Source organism: Psychrobacillus sp. FJAT-21963 (genome assembly GCF_001420585.1).
GTDB lineage: Bacteria > Bacillota > Bacilli > Bacillales_A > Planococcaceae > Psychrobacillus.
In genome coordinates this window covers 750,190-767,260 of the sequence record NZ_LJIY01000001.1, presented here as the reverse complement: position 1 = coordinate 767,260, position 17,071 = coordinate 750,190, and the positions used below count along the sequence as shown (strand labels likewise).

The window sequence follows — 17,071 nt, the reverse complement described above, 5'->3', positions numbered from 1 at the left end:
AAATGTTAGTTGAAGATCTATACAAGAGACCTTATTACGAATATCTAAACGATATTATCCGACGTATGGTAGGTGAAGGACTAACAATCAATGAAGTATTGGTCCAAGAACTTAAAGACTGGAAAGCTTCTGAAAGCTATAAAAGTATGCTTACTGGTGAAAAGTACTACCTAGAGAAAATGGATATTCGAGAAAATAAGAGTCAAGAAATCGACTGGAAATCTAATATTAAATTAGAACATGGCTTTGCTAAGAAGCTGGTTAACCAAAAGGTAGGCTATCTTTTATCTAAGGAACCAACCATTGCTACGGAAGACATAACTTACGCAGATCATTTAAAGCAGGTGTTCAATCACAAGTTTTTAAGGACCTTAAAGAACATTGGTAAAGAAGCAATTAACAAAGGTAAAGCTTATATGTATGTATACTTTGATGATGAAGGAAATCTAGGATTCAAGAAGCTACCTTCTCAACAAGTCATCCCATTTTGGAAAGACAGCGAGCATACGGCTATCCAGTCGTTTATTTATTTTTATTCGGAGATCATCTATGAGAATAAAATTAAAAAGGTTATAGAGAAAGTGGAGTATCATCATGAGAAAGGTATCGACTATTATATCTTTGATGGGGCTAAATTAGTTCCTGACGATGTTGCTGGTCTTAGTGTTGGCCATAACTTCGTGATTAACGGTGAACCTTTTTTGTGGGAACGAATACCGCTTATACCGTTTAAATATAACGAGGAAGAACAACCATTGATTGAAAGTATCAAGTCACTTATAGATAACTACAATATGCAGGCTTCAACGAATGCAGATTTACTAGCAGATATACCAAAGGTTGTTTACAAGCTTGAGAATTACGGTGGAGCTAATCTGAAAGAATTTATTTATGAGCTTAACAAATACCGAGTAATCAATGTAGAAACAGGCGGAGATGTAGGAACTATTGAAGTCAATCCTGCTACCGAAGCAAATGAAAAAGAGCTAGAACGTACTCGAGCAAATATATATGAGTTTGGTAGAGGCCTTGATTCAAAAGATAAAGATTTAGGTAATGCTTCTGGGAAAGCTATGAGGCATAAATATGGCGATTTAGATATGGACTGTAACATTCTCGAAACTGAGTTCCAAGCTAGCTTAGAACAGGTTATTTGGTTTGTTAATAAGTATCTACAAGTAAAGAAGCTAGGCGATTTTTCCAATGAAACAGTAGATTTCATCTTCAATCGTGACATCATCATCTCTGAATCAGAAGTTATTACAGACTGCGCTAATTCTGTTGGTATCCTGGATGATAAGACGATTCGAGAAAACCATCCATGGTATACAGATGAAGTGGAAGAACGATTAAAAGCCCAAAAACTTGAAGAACAAAAAGCAATAGAAGAATATAAGAGCACGTTTCCAGAGGACGTGAAGGCAGATGGCTAAACCAACAAAGTCTTATTGGACGGACCGTGCTGCACAACGTGAAATGGAGTCGCAGCTCATTGCCAGTAAGTATTTAGCAAGAATGGACGAGAGTTTAAGAGAAACACAGCAGGACATTCTTAGACAAATCGAAGTCTTTTACGCACGTTATGCTAATGACAATAAGATAACCTTAGCAGAAGCAAGAAAGTATCTAACTGCAAAGGAATTGAAAGAGTTTAAAGAAGTTAACCTCAAACGATTCAAAGAAATGTCGTTAAGAGGCGAAGCTGAATATGAAAACTTGCTGAATGCTATTAGTTTTCGTGTACGTATTTCTCGTTTAGAAGCACTCAACCTCCAAATTGAAATGCAAATGGCTGAATTGTATAACGGTTTGAATGGATTACAAGCATACACATATACAGGCTTATCGGAAGTGTACCAAACTTCTTATTATCAAATGATGTTTGGAATGGCTCAAGCAGGTATTATTTCAGGAACAGTAACGGCCATATCCGATAAGACCATGCAAGAGATACTCACATATAACTGGAGTGGTAAAGAGTTCTCCAAACGTATTTGGGGGCATGAAGAAAAGACCAAGCGAGCTTTACGAAAAGAATTGGAGAAAAGTTTTGCTTCAGGAAGATCCATTCAGAAAACAACTAAAGCCATTGTTGAGGTTACAGATGTTGCTCGTTCTCGAGCGGAAGCATTGGTTCGTACTGAATCAAATTTCTTTCACGGTCTTGCTGCACAAAATAGTTATGTGGATGCAGGAATGGAAAAGTATGAGGTTCTTGCTACGTTGGACTTTAGAACATCTGATAAATGTAGAGGGCAAGATGGTAAGATTTATAACGTAAGCGATTATAAGCCGGGTATTACTGCGAATCCTTTTCATACGAGATGCAGAACAACAACAATCCCTTATTTTGATGATGAGGAATATATGGAAAATGAAAAGCGTGAGTCATTGGACGGCCCAATTGATTCTTTGACATTTGAAGAATGGTTTAATAAGTATGTAGTAAATGAAAATGAGGGAAGCTCACCAGAGATATTGAGTAAACAAATTTCTAATCGTACTACTGACAAGGAGCAATACAGTAGATATATAAAAGTATTAGGTAAAAGTGTATTACCATCTTTTGCCGAGTTCCAAGATATGAAGTATAATAATCTTGAAAGATGGAGGAACATTAAGGGTGATTATAGGAAGCGAAATGCCTACAATAAGATTGCCTTACATGAGCCTAAAATTACGGCTGACTTAAAAAGTATTGCTAAAACCACCAATGTTCAAATGGTTGGGCTTGAATATCGACTTAAGACGATGGAATCTTATCTTCGAAAAGTGGAAACGGATAGTAAGAGAAGCTTAGACATAAAGGTTATCAGTGATACTATTTCTAATACTAATGATGTAATTAGATACACGTATCAATCTGATGTAAATAGTTTAGTTAAGTCATTTAATGATGTAATAATAGAATTGCAAAAAAAAGGCTACTCCATTTATAAAATCAAGAACTCTTGGAATAATAAAAGTAATCCATACAAAGGTATCAACTGTATTTTTATTAGTCCTGATAATCAAAAGTTTGAGTTGCAATTTCACACTCCTGAAAGTTTTGAGTTGAAAAATGGTATTATGCATAAGCTTTATGAAGAGTATCGTTTAGATACAACTTCTAGTGAAAGAAAAAAACAAATTACACATGAGATGTTCCAGCTTTCGTCCAATCTTACAAAGCCCATAAATATTAATGAAATTAAATGAAGGGAAGGTGCCGATTGATGAATGATTTTTATTTTGCCTATAACTATGATGAAAATAGTCAAAGTGCTTCCAGATTGTATCGTTTTATAAACGGTGAATTCGATCGGTATGACGAAGTCGAAAACAAATGGAAACCTGATTCTGAGCAATGCAAGATATTCATTGGCGAAGACTGGGAGTATGATGAAATTTCAGAGAAGCAAGCAAAAGAAATAATTGAAAACATGCTTGATTAAAAGTACTGTCAACCTTAACTGGTAGGGAGTGCTTTTTATTATGTCTAAAAGGTGGTGAGAAGTGATGGTACTAACTCAATTATTGCTAGTAGGTCTTCTTATCCTATTCTGTTAGATGTTTAAAAAGAAACCACAAAATGCATATCTTACTAATCCAGAACAATTCGTATCTATCGAACCTGTCTTATCTGATTTACCGAAAAGATCTATTAAGAACTCACATTGGTTTACACATACATTCATGCGCCCTCGCAGGAAAGGATAGGTGGTCCAGTATCTCGCAGCCAGGCGTTAATGGCAATCTTGAAAGGTGGGATTATCCATGAAGAATATTAAACGATCAAATGTAATTATGTTTATTTCGAATTCAATTATAGTGTTAGCGCTCTTATATTTAGTATTTGAACAAGAGTGGGGATACTTCTTTGTTCTAAGTATTTTCGTAATAGTTTTATCAGTATTAGAAATCGCAAGTTATTTGCGAAAAATGGCCAATAGTGAAAAGAAGCAAGAAAAAACAATAAGTTTTACTGTGAATGTACCTGTAGCTAAAGCATCTGATATTGATAGTCTCATAAACCAAATTGAAAAATCACTTCAAGAAGAAATTAATAAAAATACATCCTTGTCATGAACGCTAGTCTTTTTGGCATTTGAAGACGTAAAAGAACAAAGCGGTTAGAGGATGAAAACCTCGTAAAACAATCGTAGACCAATTAGGAGGAAAAAATAAATGAATAGAGCATTTTTAGAAGCTTTAGGGCTGGATAAAGATACAGTTGATAAAATCATGGGCGAGCATGGGAAGTCTGTAGAAACGAATAAAACGAAGCTTAAAGACTTAACTACAGAACGAGATGATTTGAAAGGTCAACTGGCACAACGTGACACGGATTTAGACGATTTGAAGAAAAAAGCAAAAGGAAGCGAAGACCTTCAAACGCAACTTGCAGACCTTCAAACAAAGTACGATACCGAAAAAGGTGAGTACGAAACAAAGTTAAAAGAGACGCAACTATCAAGTGCCATTAAACTATCTCTTGCCGGGAAGGTGCATGATACGGATATCGCTATTTCTCAAATCGATAAATCCAAAATTGAATTAGGTGAAGACGGAAACGTCGCTAAAGGTTTAGATGAGCAGTTAAAAACACTGCAAGAATCAAAACCTTTTTTGTTTGTCCCAGAAACAAAAGGTACTAACATTTCAGGAGTTATTCCAGCAACGCCTAAAGGAAAACAAGATCCACCTGCCGAAAACTACGGCAAAAAAATAGCCGAAGAACGTTCTCAAGGAACCGAAGGGCTAGAAAGTGCACGAAAAACTTATTTTGAATGAGGAGGAAAAATGAATGAGTAAATTTGTAGAAACAACGTACACAAACAAAAAAGAAATTTTAAAGTTCCCAGATCACTATGTGAATCTAGCGGTTACTGTATCGGACACAGGTGTTGCAGCTAATGGAGAAGGAAAGAAAATTGTTCCCGCTGGCACCATCCTTGGTGGAGGATTCTTAGGTGATGAATCTAAACTAGCAGTTAAAACTAATGGCCTCGGTGCAGAGGGTGTTCTTTTCAATGATACAGACGTAACATTTGGTCCTGCACCTGGTGCAGCTTTGATTCACGGTTTCATTGATTTAGATAAGCTTCCAGAAGCTCCAACTGCAGAGGCAATTGCAGCACTAAAACAAATTACATTTTTGAAATAAGAGAGGATGAATATTAATGCCAACAATTTATGATTTAGTTAATGCACCAAATATTGCAGCTTATTACCAAAACAACCCATCAAATAATATCCCATACCTTGGGGCAACTCTTTTCCCGTCTAAAAAACAACTTGGTTTGGACTTGAGTTGGATTAAAGGATCTAAAGGATTACCAGTTGCACTAAAGCCTGCTGAATTTGATACAAAAGCATCTGTTCGTGACCGTATCGGATTTAGCAAAGTACAAACAGAAATGCCTTTCTTCCGTGAAGCTATGCGAGTTGGAGAGAAGGAGCGTCAGGAAATTAACAGATTGCTAGCATCAAATCTAGATGAAATGACAAAGACAGTAATTGCTAACATCTATGATGATGTGACGACTCTTGTGAATGGTGCAAACGTTCAACCGGAGCGAATGATTATGCAATTGCTTTCAACTGGGAAAATTCGCATCACTGCTGATCGTTTGGATTACGATTACGATTACAAGATGCAAAATGATCATAAAGAAGTATTAGCTGCAGGAGCTCAATGGAGTTCCGTAGATTCTACGCCAATCCAAGATATTTTAAGATGGCAGGATACTGTGGAAGAAAATACAGGCACTCGTCCAACTAGCGCTATTATGACTCGTAAAACGTTTGGTTATCTGTTAAAGCATAAGAGCATTCTTTTGGATATGAATCCACTTGGTGGACAAAACGTAATCATGACAGATGCTCTTTTAAAACAGTATTTACAAACTAAGTTTGGTCTTTCGGTAGCGATCTACAATAAAAAATATCGTGATGAAAATGGTGTTTTACACAACTTCTTCCCGGATGATTATTTCACGCTTATTCCTGAAGGAAGTCTAGGTAGCACTTATTATGGAACAACTCCAGAAGAGTCTGATTTAATGACAGGCCAATCAGTCGCTGATGTGTCTATCGTAAATACAGGAGTGGCGATTACCACTGTTAAAGAGCCTCATCCAGTAAATGTGAATACGATTGTTTCTGAAATTGTTTTACCTTCATTTGAAACAATCGATAATATCTTTGCTGCCAAAGTTAACTAAGAGAGGAGAAACAAACATGCCAGATTATAAAGTAACCTTCGCTAGCAATGTTAAACTCGGCACAGAAGTTTATCGAAAAGGCGATACAGCAACTATTTCTGAAGAGGTATTTGAGTCAATTGAGAAACAGAAATTGATTGAGCCGAAATTTGAAGAAATTGAACAAAAAGTTAAGTCAATCGAAGAAATGACTGTACCGGAATTGAAAAAGTATGCAAAGGATAATGAAATAGATCTTGGAGATGCAAAAAAGCAAAAAGAGATCTTGGAGGCTATTCAAGCAGCTGAAGAAGTGGAATCGCTAAATGGAGGAAACACCCCAGACGGTGATGACGATCAGACTCCTCCAGGAGAGTAAGGTGGTATTTCATGGACGTATTTGAAATCGTCAAAGCTAAATTACCTGCTGACTTACTTCCTGAAGATACCGCACTAGCTATGGACGTTGCAGAGGTGGGGCAATCCATCCTCACTTACTGCAATCGATCTGATATTCCGAAAGAATTGGTATTTGTCCATGCAAATATGGTTATAGACTTGATTACAGGAAATGCGAGACGTAGTGATACGGATAGCCCTGGTTCTGTGAAAGCCATCAAGGAAGGAGATGTGCAAGTGACATTTGAAGCGGCTCGAACAAGTACTCGAGAAGCTCATATGGAAGCACTTCTCTTCGATTACGCTAGTCAGTTAAATCGTTTCCGGAAATTGAGGTGGTAGCTTGAACATCCAAAGTATTATGGCCAAAGCTACTGCAGCGGTAGAATTTATGTATGATAAAACAGCTATAATCAAACGTTATGAAGAGATTGAAAAACCTAATGGTGCAGATGGAATGGATTGGGTAACAAAGCATAACGATGTACCTTGTCGCTTATCGACCGTTGGTTCCTCTACACTGAATAACACAGATCAAGAAGATGCAAACGAAATAAGTTATGATGAAAAGCTTATCCTGTCTAGTGCATATGAGATTCGAGCTGGAGATGAAGTTATTGTCAGTGAAGTAGTGGATGGAGTTGTACTAAATTCGACGAAATACGAATCAGCTCGTAAGCCTTTTCGTTATGTCTCCCATCAAGAAGTGCTCCTGAAGTTTAAGGGGTATGCGTAATGGGATTTGAGTTCAGTGAGATGAAACTCCTCAAACAACAGGTGATCAAATTGACGAAAGAGTCTGCAGCTATCCACATGAGAGTTGCAAATCGCATTGGCTTACTTGCTATACGTAAAGTAAAGAAAATGACACCTGTTGATACTGGTGACTTACGAAACAACTGGAAGCATTATGTTATGAAAAAAGGCGATACTTATTATATTGTGATCTATAACCAAAAAGAGTATGCTTCCTACGTTGAAAACGGACATCGGATTGTAATAGGTGGCGTGACAGTTGGATGGGTAGAAGGAAGGTTCATGCTAAAGCTCACGATGGATGAGATGGAACGTCTTGCACCTAACATGTGGAAGAATGAAGTGGAAAAAGGAATGAGGGGATTATTTGGTTGATGAACTAAAATCTCTTGTTATTCAGCAATTAAGAGTTGTTTTCCCACAAGTGAAAAAAGTATATGACGAACCAGTACAGCAGGGGCTACAAGTTCCTGCTTTTTTGGTGCTTATTATTAATGATATTCAGGAACGAAAGCTAAATCGAAGAATGGTCCAGGAATTTACGTTTAATATTACGTACTTCCCTTCGGATGAACGAATGTTCTATACGGAAAGTGACCAAGTAAGTTTTCAGTTTAAAACAAACTTTCGCTACATAGCGAATAAGTTCCATGTTTTTAACATCGAAGCGATTAAGCATGATCGTACCTTGATATTTACATTTACGGTAAAAACGACATTGGAAGAAATTGTTGAAGAAGTGAAAATGCGAACGTTGGAGGTGCAACAAATTGTCTAGGAAAATTAAAGAAACAGATACCTCAGAAAAGGTTGAAGTTCAAAGTGCACAACGATTTAGTAAATCAGCTTTCTTGGATGCAGCTGATAGCAATAAAGATCGATTAATCCTTCAAGTTGTATTAGAGGATAAAAAATTATACACACGAGATGAAGTGGCGAGCAAAGTAGATGTGTGGAAAAAGAAGGAGGTTAAATAATGGCAGGCGGAAGACATGAAGATCAAAATAAAATACGTCCAGGTACTTACACCAATTATGAAACAAACACCCTAGCAACTCCTGGTTTAGATTCTGTAGGAGCCGTAGTCATTCCCTTAGCACTTGATTGGGGTGAGGTCGGTAAGTTTATAAAGGTGAGTCCTCAGACGAACTTCCTTGAAGTTTTCGGAAAAGAGATAGCTGATTTAATTCCGATTAGGGAAGCATTTAAAGCAAACGGAAATGTACTTGTATATAACCTTTCAGGTTCAAATGGAGTTAAAGCAACTGCTACAAGTGGCACATTCGTCGTTACAGCTAAACATGCAGGAACGGATGGCAATAAAGTATCTGTGACAGTAAATGTAGGGCTAAATGGTACATCCACAGTGAGAACTTACTTTGGTGGAATCATCGCTGATACTCAAACAGTGGAGACTGTAGCAGATTTAGTGACAAATGCTTATGTAACATTTAGTGGTGCATTGCCTACTTCGGATGCGACTCTAACATTAACCGGAGGAACAACTGAAGCTGTTACAAATGAAAGTTATTCCGATTTGGCTGTTGCGTTATCTACGGAAAACTTCAAAACTGTTGCACTTAGCACTACGGATGATGAAATTAAACTCATCCTCTCTTTGCAAGCAAAAATGTGGAGAGATGAGGAAGGTAAAAATGTAACACTTGTAACGAGTAAGTACAATACCGCTGATCATGAAGGAGTAGTGTCCATTAAAAACGGGGTTACCCTTGATGATGGTACTGAACTTACTGCAGAACAATCTTTGTATTGGTATGCGGCAGCATATGCGGCAGCTGGCTCTAAATCCTTAACATATGCAGAATATCCAGGTGCGATAGATTGCGAACGTTTGACTGACGCAGAAATCAAGCAAGCACTAAGAGATGGCCATATAGTATTCACTTATAACGAAGGGGCAGACGGAATAGATCAGGTAGTAGTCGAGCAAGACATTAATACATTCCGTTCTTTCACTGTAAAGAAAAATCAAGACTTCCGTAAAAATAAAATAATCCGTGAGCGAGATATTATGGATAACAATATTCAACATCTTCATAATCGCTCCTTTATCGGTAAAGTGAATGGTACACGAAACGGTCGTAATCTATTTAAAGGTGCTATTATGACAAATGTCTTGGACCCAATGGTCAGAAGAGAAGAAATAGATCCCTATAATCCAGATGAAATCGTAGTCACTCAGGGAGTAGAAAAAGACGCTTCGGTAGTTACAATAGGTGTTAAGTTTATTGATGCTCTCGAAAAAGCTTATGTAAATGTAAATTGTAAATAATGGAGGTGGAATGAATGGTAAATGTATTGCAAAACAATGATGCCATTAGTGGTAAAGAAGGTACAGTATTTGCAACTATCAAAGGACAAGTTCTTGAATTTGCAGAACTTGTGAAAATTGAATCGCGCGTCAACTTAATTAAAGCAGACGTAAAAGCAGTTGGTAAACGAATGAAGGGCGCTAAAGTTGTAGGTGCAGAAGGAGTAGGCTCTTGGACAATTCACTATCACCGTCCAGAAATGAGAGCACTTGTGTACAACTATATCAAAACAGGTGAAATTCCAATTATTGATGTAATGATCACTAATGCGGATATTACTAGTCGTGCAGGTACACAAACTGTCTTACTAAAAAATCTTATTCCTGATTCTGCTTTGATTGCAGCGCTTGATGCGGATTCAGAAGATCTATTGACAGATGAGAGTGACTTCACATGGGATGACCTAGAAATTCTAGAGCATTTTGTACCAGTTAACTAATTAGGGGGAAATTATTCATGAGTAAATTAAAAGCGTTTTTAAAAGGAAATGTTAAACAAGTTGAGAATGCCTCTTTGAAGCTTGATCGCTTCGATGAGGCTATTATTTTGCGTCCATTAGCATCTGCTGAATCGGAAAGAATCCAAGAAGGATGTTTCCAAAACAAAGCGGGTAAAAAGGGAAAGCAAGAGAGAGTATTCAACGTTGTTAAATATAATCGTGAGATATGTGTTGCTTCTTTTGTTCATCCTGATTTGAATTCTGCTGAATTACAAGAAGATTACGGAGTGCGCGGGGCAGATAATTTATATTCCAATATGTTTTTAGCGGGCGAAGCTAATCAAATTCTGGAGAAGGTAACAGAGATTAGCGGTATTGTTCAAGACATCAACGAAGACATCGAAGAAGCAAAAAACTAATTGAGGGAGAGCACGGTGAAGACGAAGAGGCAGACGCTGAGTTCATCTACTATCACTTTGCTCTCCACAATTTTAATTGGGTTCCTGCTCAATGGCTAGCTCTAGATAGAAAAGAAAAAGCTTTAGTTATTGCTAGTATTAAAGTTGAGATGGCTCGACGTAAAAAAGAAAACGCAAGATTAACCAAGAAGTAAGACGGAGGTGAGAATTTGGCAGGACAACAAACTTCCTTAGCTTTACAAGATCGTATGACTGGGCCTCTAATGAAAATAATGAAAGCGATGGATGCGACTATTAGCGTAATGGAACAGATGGACCACTCTGCAACTAACCTCGATACAAGAGGCTTGATGAAAGCAAGAAGTGGTTTACAATCTGCAACTGCGGAAATGGAGAGATTTTTGTCTGCCTCAAGAACTGCGAGAGCAAGCGGAATGCAGCCATTACAAGAACAGTTCACTAGCTTACCTGGTCCCATCGGAAGTGCTACAGGAGCCGTAAAAGGTTTCTTCTCTTCTTTCGTTGGGGCCGCTGCCGCTTATCTTTCTATACAAGGTTTGGCAAATGGGTTTCAAAGTTTTGTGAACTCTTCAGATGCGTATGTTTCAACTTCTGCGCGTCTTGCGTTAATTAATGATCAAACTCAAACGCAAGCAGAATTGCAGGACAAAGTATATCGCGCGGCTCAAAGAAGCCGTTCTGGTTATATGGATATTGCTAGTAGTGTAGCTAAACTAAATATGCTAGCGGAAGATGCATTTTCAGGAAATGACGAAGCATTACGTTTTAGTGAATTAATGGGTAAATCATTTACTATCTCGGGAGCATCCACACAAGAACGGCAAGCAGGTATGTATCAGTTGACTCAAGCAATGGCAGCAGGAAAATTAATGGGGGATGAATTCCGCTCTATTATGGAGAATGCCCCTATGTTAGCGCAAGCTATTGCAGATGCCATGGGTAAAAGTAAAGGAGAGTTAAAAGAATTATCTTCTGAAGGAATAATTACTGCAGACATCATTAAAAGTGCTTTATTTGGTGCTGCAGGAGATATAGAAGAAAGTTTTAAGAATATGCCTTTAACTTTTGCCCAAGCAATGACAATGATGAAAAACTGGGGATTGACCGCTTTCGAACCGTTACTTATTCGTTTAAATCAATTTGTAAATTCGGATGCCTTTCAGGTTTTAGCAGGTCATGTGATGTGGTTCGTTAGTGTGTTTATTGAAGGTATGTCGCTTATGTTCGATATTCTTGAAGTTGTTTATACCGAAGTTGGAGCAATTGGTCAAATCCTTTCTGATTCTTGGGCGTTGGTAGGACCCTTGATAATAGGTGCAGCTGTTGCACTTGGCACATACCTAACTCTTCTGGGCCTCTATAGAGCTTATTTAATAGTCATCGCAGGCATTGAAGCAGCACGGGCTTTTGCGCTAGGGGTAATGACAGTTGCGACAATGTTAGCAGCAGGTGCTATTTCTTTACAAACTGCAGCACAGTGGGGGTTAAATACAGCCCTTCTAGCTTTCCCAGGTACTTGGATTCTATTAGCTTTTGTGGCGGTTATAGCCCTAGTTCTATACGCCATGGTTAATTGGGGAAATCAAACAGCATCCGTAATTGGTTTTATCACAGGGCTGTTTTCTGCACTGGGAATGTTTGTATGGAACATGTTCGCACACTTATGGAACTACCTAGCAATGTTTGCAGAGTTCTTTATCAATCTATTTATAGATCCTACTTATGCAGTAAAAAAACTTATCTATGATTTAGTTAAATCAGGGATAGATATGATGTCCTCTCTAGCTGGCTCCTTTGATTCTGCAGCTGATATTTTAGCAAAAGTATTTGTAACGGCAGCAAACATTGCCATTGGTGGTATTAATGCTCTAATCAGTGCCATGAACTTGATACCAGGTGTAGATATAGGCAAGGTTGGAAAACTAAACGTTGAAGCCACAACAAATGTCTTATCTAATGGATTAAAAGCAATGGCGAACAATCTAAAAGCCCCAACTAGCTCTAAAGATGTTGTGAGTATTCCTAGAGCAACATTAGGAAGTATTCCAGCAGCTTTTAATGCCGGTAATGACTTTGCTAAAAAGATGTCACTAGCAGCTAGTGAAAAGCTAACTGGTGCTATTGATAAGGTAAAAGGATTTATGAAGGGTCCATCTGCTACCGATAACCCTTTTAATCCGGATGCATTTAATATGGGAGATCCAATGAAAGGACTCGGTGATTTAGCTAATGCTAAAAACCCTACAGGCGGTAAATTAGATTCAGTTGGAAAGATTGATAAGGATATTAATATTGCGGATGAAGATATTAAATTAATGCGCGATCTAGCAGAGATTAAATCCATTCAAAATATTATCACGCTGACACCTCAAGTAACGTTTGGGGATACACATATACGTGAAGAAGCCGATATTCCAAAAATAGTGAAAGCCATTGAAAAAGTATTGGAAGATGAAATGGCACAAAGCGCAGAAGGGGTGTACGGAGTATGACACGGGGCATCTACCTAAGCGTTAAGAATGATTCAGAAGGCTTTCGTTTACCAGTCAATCCAGAAGAAGTAGAAGTAGTTATAAAAGGTGATGGAGAAGGATTCAAGATTGCGAAGCTTGGAAGCATAAACATCCCAAAAGATGTGGAGCTGGAAGAGTTTCCACTCGAGTCCTTTTTTCCTGCGCAAGATTATCATTTTTTAGTAGCAGAATTTAGGGAGCCTATTTTCTACATAGAGAAATTGAAAAGATGGCAGAAACAAAAGCTGCCTGTTCGGTACATCTTTGTAGAGGGCTCTTTCACTATCAATGAAATGACGACTATTGAAAGCTTCACGTATAAAGAGACATTCGGAAGTGAGGATGTTCCTTTTAAACTTTCCTTGAAAAAGTATGTCCCGTTTGGACCAAAGAAAATGGAAATAAAGAAACCAAAAGCAGTAAAAGGTGTAACAACCAATAAACCTGCAGTTGTGAAAAAAAACACACCACCTAGACAAAACTCTAAGCCTCAACCACAAACATATTCTCTTGTAAAAGGAGATAGCCTATGGAAAGTGGCTCAGAAGTTTTTGGATAACGGGAATCGTTTTGATGAAATTGCGAAATTGAATGGAATTAAAGCAAGCGATTATCGGAAATTACCGATTGGCTTGAAATTGAAACTCCCAGCGAAATGAGGAGTGAGGCATGGAACTACTAATAGATAATAAAGATGGAACCGTATGGGATATGCCTGTGTCGGAAATCGAATGGAAAACTTCGAGAATAGGAAAAGCAAGCACCTTAGATGCTACCTTAGCTATCGAAGAACCATTAAAATATCCAACCAACAACGGAGCCATTATTCGTGTAATGGATGGTAAACACAAAATATTTTATGGTTATCTATTTGATAATGGCTATAAGAAAGATGCAGCGGTATCCATTAAAGGCTACGACCAATTACGGTACATGATGGCAAACGATACTTTCGTGATGCCTTCTTCTACTGCATCGGTAGCAATCAAGAACATCGCGAAACGTTTAAAATTGAAGGTAGGAAAATTTGAAGATACGGGTTATACAGTTCCAGGTATTGCTGAAGATGATAAAAAGGCGTTTGATATAGTATCGAAATTTTTGGATGCCACATTGATCGCGACGAATCGAAACTTTGTGCTTTATGACGATTTTGGTTCACTAGCTTTGAAAAATATTAATAATATGCTGATTCCAGCAGACGTCTTCTATATCGGGGAAGACAGTCTGCTTTTTGATTATGATTACAAAAAATCTATCGATAAAGAAACATTTAACCGAGTGAAGTTTGTGAAGGACAACGAAAAAACCGGGAAACGTGAAGTGTTCATTGTCGAAGATAGCAACAGTATAAAGAATTGGGGCCAGCTTCAAGAGTTTCGAAAAGTCGATGAAAACATGACCGAAGCACAAATAAAAGACCTTGCCACTAAATTCATTCGACTACGTAACAGAGAAACGAAAACGCTCGATTTGGATTGTATTGGAGATTGGCGAATTCGTGCAGGTTCTTTTGTGTACGTATATATCGAAAAAATAGGCATTAGCGAATATTTCCTGGTAGATGAATGCTCTCATAAATGGAAAGAAGGCATCCATACGATGTCCTTGAAAGTGATGGTGATTTAGGATGAGCCTATTGAACATAGTGAAAAAAGCTGGAGTACAAGCAGTAGGTGCAGGGAGTCCAGTAGAATTTTTATTCGGAACGGTATCCAAGGCAAAACCTTTAGAAATTGAAATTAATTCAAACTTTATATTGAAAGGTGAATTTCTAGTACTAACGGAATCAGTAACCCGTTATGAAGTAGATTTAGAACACTCTCATACTTATACGGATAATGGGGCTTCAGCTTCAACAGGGAAGGCACTCACAAATCTTTTGGCGAAAACTCCTATTCGTACAGGCTTGAAAAAGGACGACAAAGTTGTGCTGGCAAAAGTACAAGGCGGAAATAAATACTTGGTGTTAGATAAGGTGGTGGATGCCTGATGGTCTTACCTTTATCAGAAAATATAGCGATTAAGGAAGAAACAGAGGTCTTGGATTCTGCGAATTTACCAACTAAAACCTATAAGCTCGACTTTGATAGTGGACGATGTGCTGGAATGATAGATGGGTTGGAAGCAATGGAGCAAGCGATTTATAAAATGTTTCATACAAAACGTTTTGCACACCTCATTTATTCAGACAATTACGGCTTTGAAAATATGATCGGTGAAAACGAAATATATGTAAGAGGTGATTTGCCTCGAAGAATTAGAGAAATGTTATTGCAAGATGAGCGCATTACTTCAGTAGATGATTTTATATTGGACTTCGTAAAAGATGAAGCCTTTGTCAGTTTAACTGCTGTTACCATTTATGGAGATGTGAGAGTGCTAAGAGAGGTGATTCCATTTGTTCGAACATAAGTCATTTGAAGCATTACGTGAAGAGGTGCTGGACAGTATTCCAGACGATGTAGATAAAAGAGAAGCCTCAATCATATATGATGCTACTATTCATACTATGCCTAAGCTTGCTGAGTTCTATAGCTATTTAGATGTCTTCTTAGATTTAGTTTTTGCAGATACAGCTCCAGATGAATATTTATCAAGACGTACTTCTGAGTTTGGAGTATACAAAAAATATGCTACTCCTTCTGTAAGAAAAGGAATATTTCGTGATACAAATGGCGCCTTGATGGACATTCCAATTGGTAGCCGTTTTTCTTTTGAAAATCTAACATTCGTGACTACTGAGAAGATTTCCTTAGGTGAATATAAGATTGCATCTGAAACGCCAGGAACAATAGGAAATATGGGAATCGGCACTATCCTACCAATTGAACCTATAAACAATTTAGGCTCGGCTGAAATAACCGAAGTTCTTACTGCTGGAACAGATGATGAAGTTGATGATAACTTACGTGATCGTCTTGCTATTCGTGTTCAAAAACAAGCAACTAGTGGAAATGCTTATCATTATGAGCAATGGGCGTTATCAGTTCCAGGAGTTGGCGCGGTAAAAGTTATTCCTGTTTGGGATGGCCCAAATACCGTCAAGGTTATCTTAGTAAGCAACGAAAAAACTCCAGTAACCCCTGGAGTCGTAGATGCAGTGTTTGAGTTTATTGAAAAAGAAAGACCTATAGGGGCAATTTTAACTGTTGTTTCTGCTACAGAGCTTCCTATTAATGTGACTGCTACCTTAACCTTAGCGGCAGGTACAACAATAGAAGAAGTAGAGGCTCAATTTAAAATAGGGCTAGAAGAATATTTAGAATCGATTGCTTTTAAAACTAACGAGATCACAAACGAGCCTGAAATAATTCGGTATAACCGAATAGCGAATGTCTTGTTAGATATCCCACCTATTATAGATTATTCTAATTTACTTGTTAATGGATCTACAGCTAATATCCAGCCAACAGCAGAACAAGTAGGAATAGCGGGGACGGTGATTTTCACATGAAGACAGTTGAGGACATGAAAGCGGAGTTAAAGAAAGAGTTACCGCGCTATTATGACAAGATAAAAGATTTCAATGAGTTGATTAATGCAGAGGCTAAAATATTTGCAGAACTTGATAACCTTTTGGACGAAATCGTTGATCAGTTATACATTGAGACTGCTACATGGGGATTAGCAAGATGGGAGAAGATTTTTGGTATTTCAACGGATCTGTCTAAACCGATCGAACAAAGGCGCTCCGTTTTAAAATCAAAAGTAAGAGGTGCAGGAGTGACTACTGCAGCACTTGTAAAGGAAGTTGCTGAATCGTGGTATAACGGAGAAATTGAAGTGTTAGAACAGCCAGAAAAAGTTGGTATTAAATTTAATTCAAACTATGGAGTTCCTTCTAATTTAGTGGATGTACAAAAAGCTTTGAGAGAGATTATACCTGCGCATTTAATGATTGAATATCTTTTCACTTACTTGCTAATTAAAGAGATTCATGCAGTGAAAACATTAAACGAAATGGGAACCTTAACTTTGAATAAATTTGCAGGAGGTGCATGAT

General features: G+C 37.8%; 23 protein-coding genes. All 23 read left to right on the top strand.

From position 1 onward, the window contains the following. Window positions 1-2 precede the first annotated feature (2 nt). The 23 genes from AN959_RS03625 (at window position 3) to AN959_RS03515 (ending at window position 17,070) form a co-directional block, all read left to right on the top strand. Entirely contained in the window at window positions 3-1,433 is a 1,431-nt protein-coding gene (locus AN959_RS03625; RefSeq protein WP_056828351.1) for a phage portal protein, read from the top strand. Continuing rightward, a complete protein-coding gene (locus AN959_RS03620) occupies window positions 1,426-3,198 on the top strand; it encodes a minor capsid protein (RefSeq protein ID WP_056828349.1) in 1,773 nt (590 codons plus the stop codon). Before AN959_RS03625 ends, AN959_RS03620 begins: the two co-directional genes overlap by 8 nt. Window positions 3,199-3,215: 17 nt before the next feature. After that, entirely contained in the window at window positions 3,216-3,434 is a 219-nt protein-coding gene (locus tag AN959_RS03615) for a hypothetical protein (protein WP_056828347.1), read from the top strand. A 322-nt stretch (window positions 3,435-3,756) separates the two neighbouring features. Next, the gene (locus AN959_RS03610) at window positions 3,757-4,068 is read left to right on the top strand and encodes a hypothetical protein (RefSeq protein WP_056828345.1); all 312 of its coding nucleotides are present in this window, start codon (window positions 3,757-3,759) and stop codon (window positions 4,066-4,068) included. A gap of 99 nt (window positions 4,069-4,167) precedes the next feature. Next, a complete protein-coding gene (locus tag AN959_RS03605) occupies window positions 4,168-4,773 on the top strand; it encodes a phage scaffolding protein (protein WP_056828343.1) in 606 nt (201 codons plus the stop codon). A 13-nt stretch (window positions 4,774-4,786) separates the two neighbouring features. Beyond that, window positions 4,787-5,146: a hypothetical protein gene (locus AN959_RS03600; protein ID WP_056828341.1), complete on the top strand. Its 360-nt coding sequence runs from the start codon at window positions 4,787-4,789 to the stop codon at window positions 5,144-5,146. A 16-nt stretch (window positions 5,147-5,162) separates the two neighbouring features. Beyond that, window positions 5,163-6,206, top strand: a complete 1,044-nt coding sequence (locus tag AN959_RS03595; protein WP_056828339.1) for a major capsid protein — start codon at window positions 5,163-5,165, stop codon at window positions 6,204-6,206. 16 nt (window positions 6,207-6,222) lie between these two features. Continuing rightward, window positions 6,223-6,564 carry a hypothetical protein gene (locus AN959_RS03590; RefSeq protein WP_056828337.1) on the top strand — a complete coding sequence of 114 codons (342 nt, stop codon included), beginning with the start codon at window positions 6,223-6,225 and terminating at the stop codon, window positions 6,562-6,564. Window positions 6,565-6,575: 11 nt separating this feature from the next. Next, the gene (locus AN959_RS03585; RefSeq protein ID WP_056828335.1) at window positions 6,576-6,926 is read left to right on the top strand and encodes a hypothetical protein; all 351 of its coding nucleotides are present in this window, start codon (window positions 6,576-6,578) and stop codon (window positions 6,924-6,926) included. 1 nt (window position 6,927) lies between these two features. After that, complete coding sequence (locus AN959_RS03580; protein ID WP_056828333.1) at window positions 6,928-7,320, top strand: hypothetical protein; 393 nt, start codon at window positions 6,928-6,930, stop codon at window positions 7,318-7,320. Continuing rightward, on the top strand, window positions 7,320-7,715 hold the full coding sequence (locus AN959_RS03575; RefSeq protein WP_056828331.1) for an HK97 gp10 family phage protein: 396 nt from the start codon (window positions 7,320-7,322) through the stop codon (window positions 7,713-7,715). The genes AN959_RS03580 and AN959_RS03575 overlap by 1 nt, the downstream gene beginning before the upstream one ends. Next, window positions 7,708-8,118, top strand: a complete 411-nt coding sequence (locus AN959_RS03570; protein ID WP_056828329.1) for a DUF6838 family protein — start codon at window positions 7,708-7,710, stop codon at window positions 8,116-8,118. The genes AN959_RS03575 and AN959_RS03570 overlap by 8 nt, the downstream gene beginning before the upstream one ends. After that, a complete protein-coding gene (locus AN959_RS03565; protein WP_056828328.1) occupies window positions 8,111-8,317 on the top strand; it encodes a hypothetical protein in 207 nt (68 codons plus the stop codon). Before AN959_RS03570 ends, AN959_RS03565 begins: the two co-directional genes overlap by 8 nt. After that, window positions 8,317-9,633 carry a phage tail sheath subtilisin-like domain-containing protein gene (locus AN959_RS03560; RefSeq protein WP_056828326.1) on the top strand — a complete coding sequence of 439 codons (1,317 nt, stop codon included), beginning with the start codon at window positions 8,317-8,319 and terminating at the stop codon, window positions 9,631-9,633. Before AN959_RS03565 ends, AN959_RS03560 begins: the two co-directional genes overlap by 1 nt. 14 nt (window positions 9,634-9,647) lie before the next feature. Next, window positions 9,648-10,112 carry a phage tail tube protein gene (locus AN959_RS03555; protein ID WP_056828324.1) on the top strand — a complete coding sequence of 155 codons (465 nt, stop codon included), beginning with the start codon at window positions 9,648-9,650 and terminating at the stop codon, window positions 10,110-10,112. A 17-nt stretch (window positions 10,113-10,129) separates the two neighbouring features. Then, complete coding sequence (locus tag AN959_RS03550; RefSeq protein ID WP_056828323.1) at window positions 10,130-10,531, top strand: phage portal protein; 402 nt, start codon at window positions 10,130-10,132, stop codon at window positions 10,529-10,531. A gap of 209 nt (window positions 10,532-10,740) precedes the next feature. After that, the gene (locus tag AN959_RS03545) at window positions 10,741-13,044 is read left to right on the top strand and encodes a tape measure protein (RefSeq protein WP_056828321.1); all 2,304 of its coding nucleotides are present in this window, start codon (window positions 10,741-10,743) and stop codon (window positions 13,042-13,044) included. Then, window positions 13,041-13,724, top strand: coding sequence for a LysM peptidoglycan-binding domain-containing protein (locus tag AN959_RS03540; RefSeq protein WP_056828318.1), 684 nt, complete (start codon window positions 13,041-13,043; stop codon window positions 13,722-13,724). Before AN959_RS03545 ends, AN959_RS03540 begins: the two co-directional genes overlap by 4 nt. Before the next feature lie 10 nt (window positions 13,725-13,734). After that, window positions 13,735-14,694 carry a hypothetical protein gene (locus tag AN959_RS03535; RefSeq protein WP_056828316.1) on the top strand — a complete coding sequence of 320 codons (960 nt, stop codon included), beginning with the start codon at window positions 13,735-13,737 and terminating at the stop codon, window positions 14,692-14,694. A gap of 1 nt (window position 14,695) precedes the next feature. Continuing rightward, on the top strand, window positions 14,696-15,058 hold the full coding sequence (locus AN959_RS03530) for a DUF2577 domain-containing protein (RefSeq protein ID WP_056828314.1): 363 nt from the start codon (window positions 14,696-14,698) through the stop codon (window positions 15,056-15,058). Continuing rightward, window positions 15,058-15,480 (top strand): DUF2634 domain-containing protein, encoded by a 423-nt coding sequence (locus AN959_RS03525; protein ID WP_056828313.1) that lies wholly within the window; start codon window positions 15,058-15,060, stop codon window positions 15,478-15,480. Before AN959_RS03530 ends, AN959_RS03525 begins: the two co-directional genes overlap by 1 nt. Beyond that, entirely contained in the window at window positions 15,467-16,522 is a 1,056-nt protein-coding gene (locus tag AN959_RS03520) for a baseplate J/gp47 family protein (protein WP_056828311.1), read from the top strand. Before AN959_RS03525 ends, AN959_RS03520 begins: the two co-directional genes overlap by 14 nt. Next, on the top strand, window positions 16,519-17,070 hold the full coding sequence (locus AN959_RS03515; RefSeq protein WP_056828309.1) for a putative phage tail protein: 552 nt from the start codon (window positions 16,519-16,521) through the stop codon (window positions 17,068-17,070). The genes AN959_RS03520 and AN959_RS03515 overlap by 4 nt, the downstream gene beginning before the upstream one ends. Window position 17,071 lies beyond the last annotated feature (1 nt).

Coding starts and splice junctions, on each gene's coding strand:
- AN959_RS03625 (WP_056828351.1), top strand. CDS start 3: ATGTTAGTTGAAGATCTATACAAGAGACCTTATTACGAATATCTAAAC.
- AN959_RS03620 (WP_056828349.1), top strand. CDS start 1,426: ATGGCTAAACCAACAAAGTCTTATTGGACGGACCGTGCTGCACAACGT.
- AN959_RS03615 (WP_056828347.1), top strand. CDS start 3,216: ATGAATGATTTTTATTTTGCCTATAACTATGATGAAAATAGTCAAAGT.
- AN959_RS03610 (WP_056828345.1), top strand. CDS start 3,757: ATGAAGAATATTAAACGATCAAATGTAATTATGTTTATTTCGAATTCA.
- AN959_RS03605 (WP_056828343.1), top strand. CDS start 4,168: ATGAATAGAGCATTTTTAGAAGCTTTAGGGCTGGATAAAGATACAGTT.
- AN959_RS03600 (WP_056828341.1), top strand. CDS start 4,787: ATGAGTAAATTTGTAGAAACAACGTACACAAACAAAAAAGAAATTTTA.
- AN959_RS03595 (WP_056828339.1), top strand. CDS start 5,163: ATGCCAACAATTTATGATTTAGTTAATGCACCAAATATTGCAGCTTAT.
- AN959_RS03590 (WP_056828337.1), top strand. CDS start 6,223: ATGCCAGATTATAAAGTAACCTTCGCTAGCAATGTTAAACTCGGCACA.
- AN959_RS03585 (WP_056828335.1), top strand. CDS start 6,576: ATGGACGTATTTGAAATCGTCAAAGCTAAATTACCTGCTGACTTACTT.
- AN959_RS03575 (WP_056828331.1), top strand. CDS start 7,320: ATGGGATTTGAGTTCAGTGAGATGAAACTCCTCAAACAACAGGTGATC.
- AN959_RS03560 (WP_056828326.1), top strand. CDS start 8,317: ATGGCAGGCGGAAGACATGAAGATCAAAATAAAATACGTCCAGGTACT.
- AN959_RS03555 (WP_056828324.1), top strand. CDS start 9,648: ATGGTAAATGTATTGCAAAACAATGATGCCATTAGTGGTAAAGAAGGT.
- AN959_RS03550 (WP_056828323.1), top strand. CDS start 10,130: ATGAGTAAATTAAAAGCGTTTTTAAAAGGAAATGTTAAACAAGTTGAG.
- AN959_RS03540 (WP_056828318.1), top strand. CDS start 13,041: ATGACACGGGGCATCTACCTAAGCGTTAAGAATGATTCAGAAGGCTTT.
- AN959_RS03535 (WP_056828316.1), top strand. CDS start 13,735: ATGGAACTACTAATAGATAATAAAGATGGAACCGTATGGGATATGCCT.
- AN959_RS03530 (WP_056828314.1), top strand. CDS start 14,696: ATGAGCCTATTGAACATAGTGAAAAAAGCTGGAGTACAAGCAGTAGGT.
- AN959_RS03525 (WP_056828313.1), top strand. CDS start 15,058: ATGGTCTTACCTTTATCAGAAAATATAGCGATTAAGGAAGAAACAGAG.
- AN959_RS03515 (WP_056828309.1), top strand. CDS start 16,519: ATGAAGACAGTTGAGGACATGAAAGCGGAGTTAAAGAAAGAGTTACCG.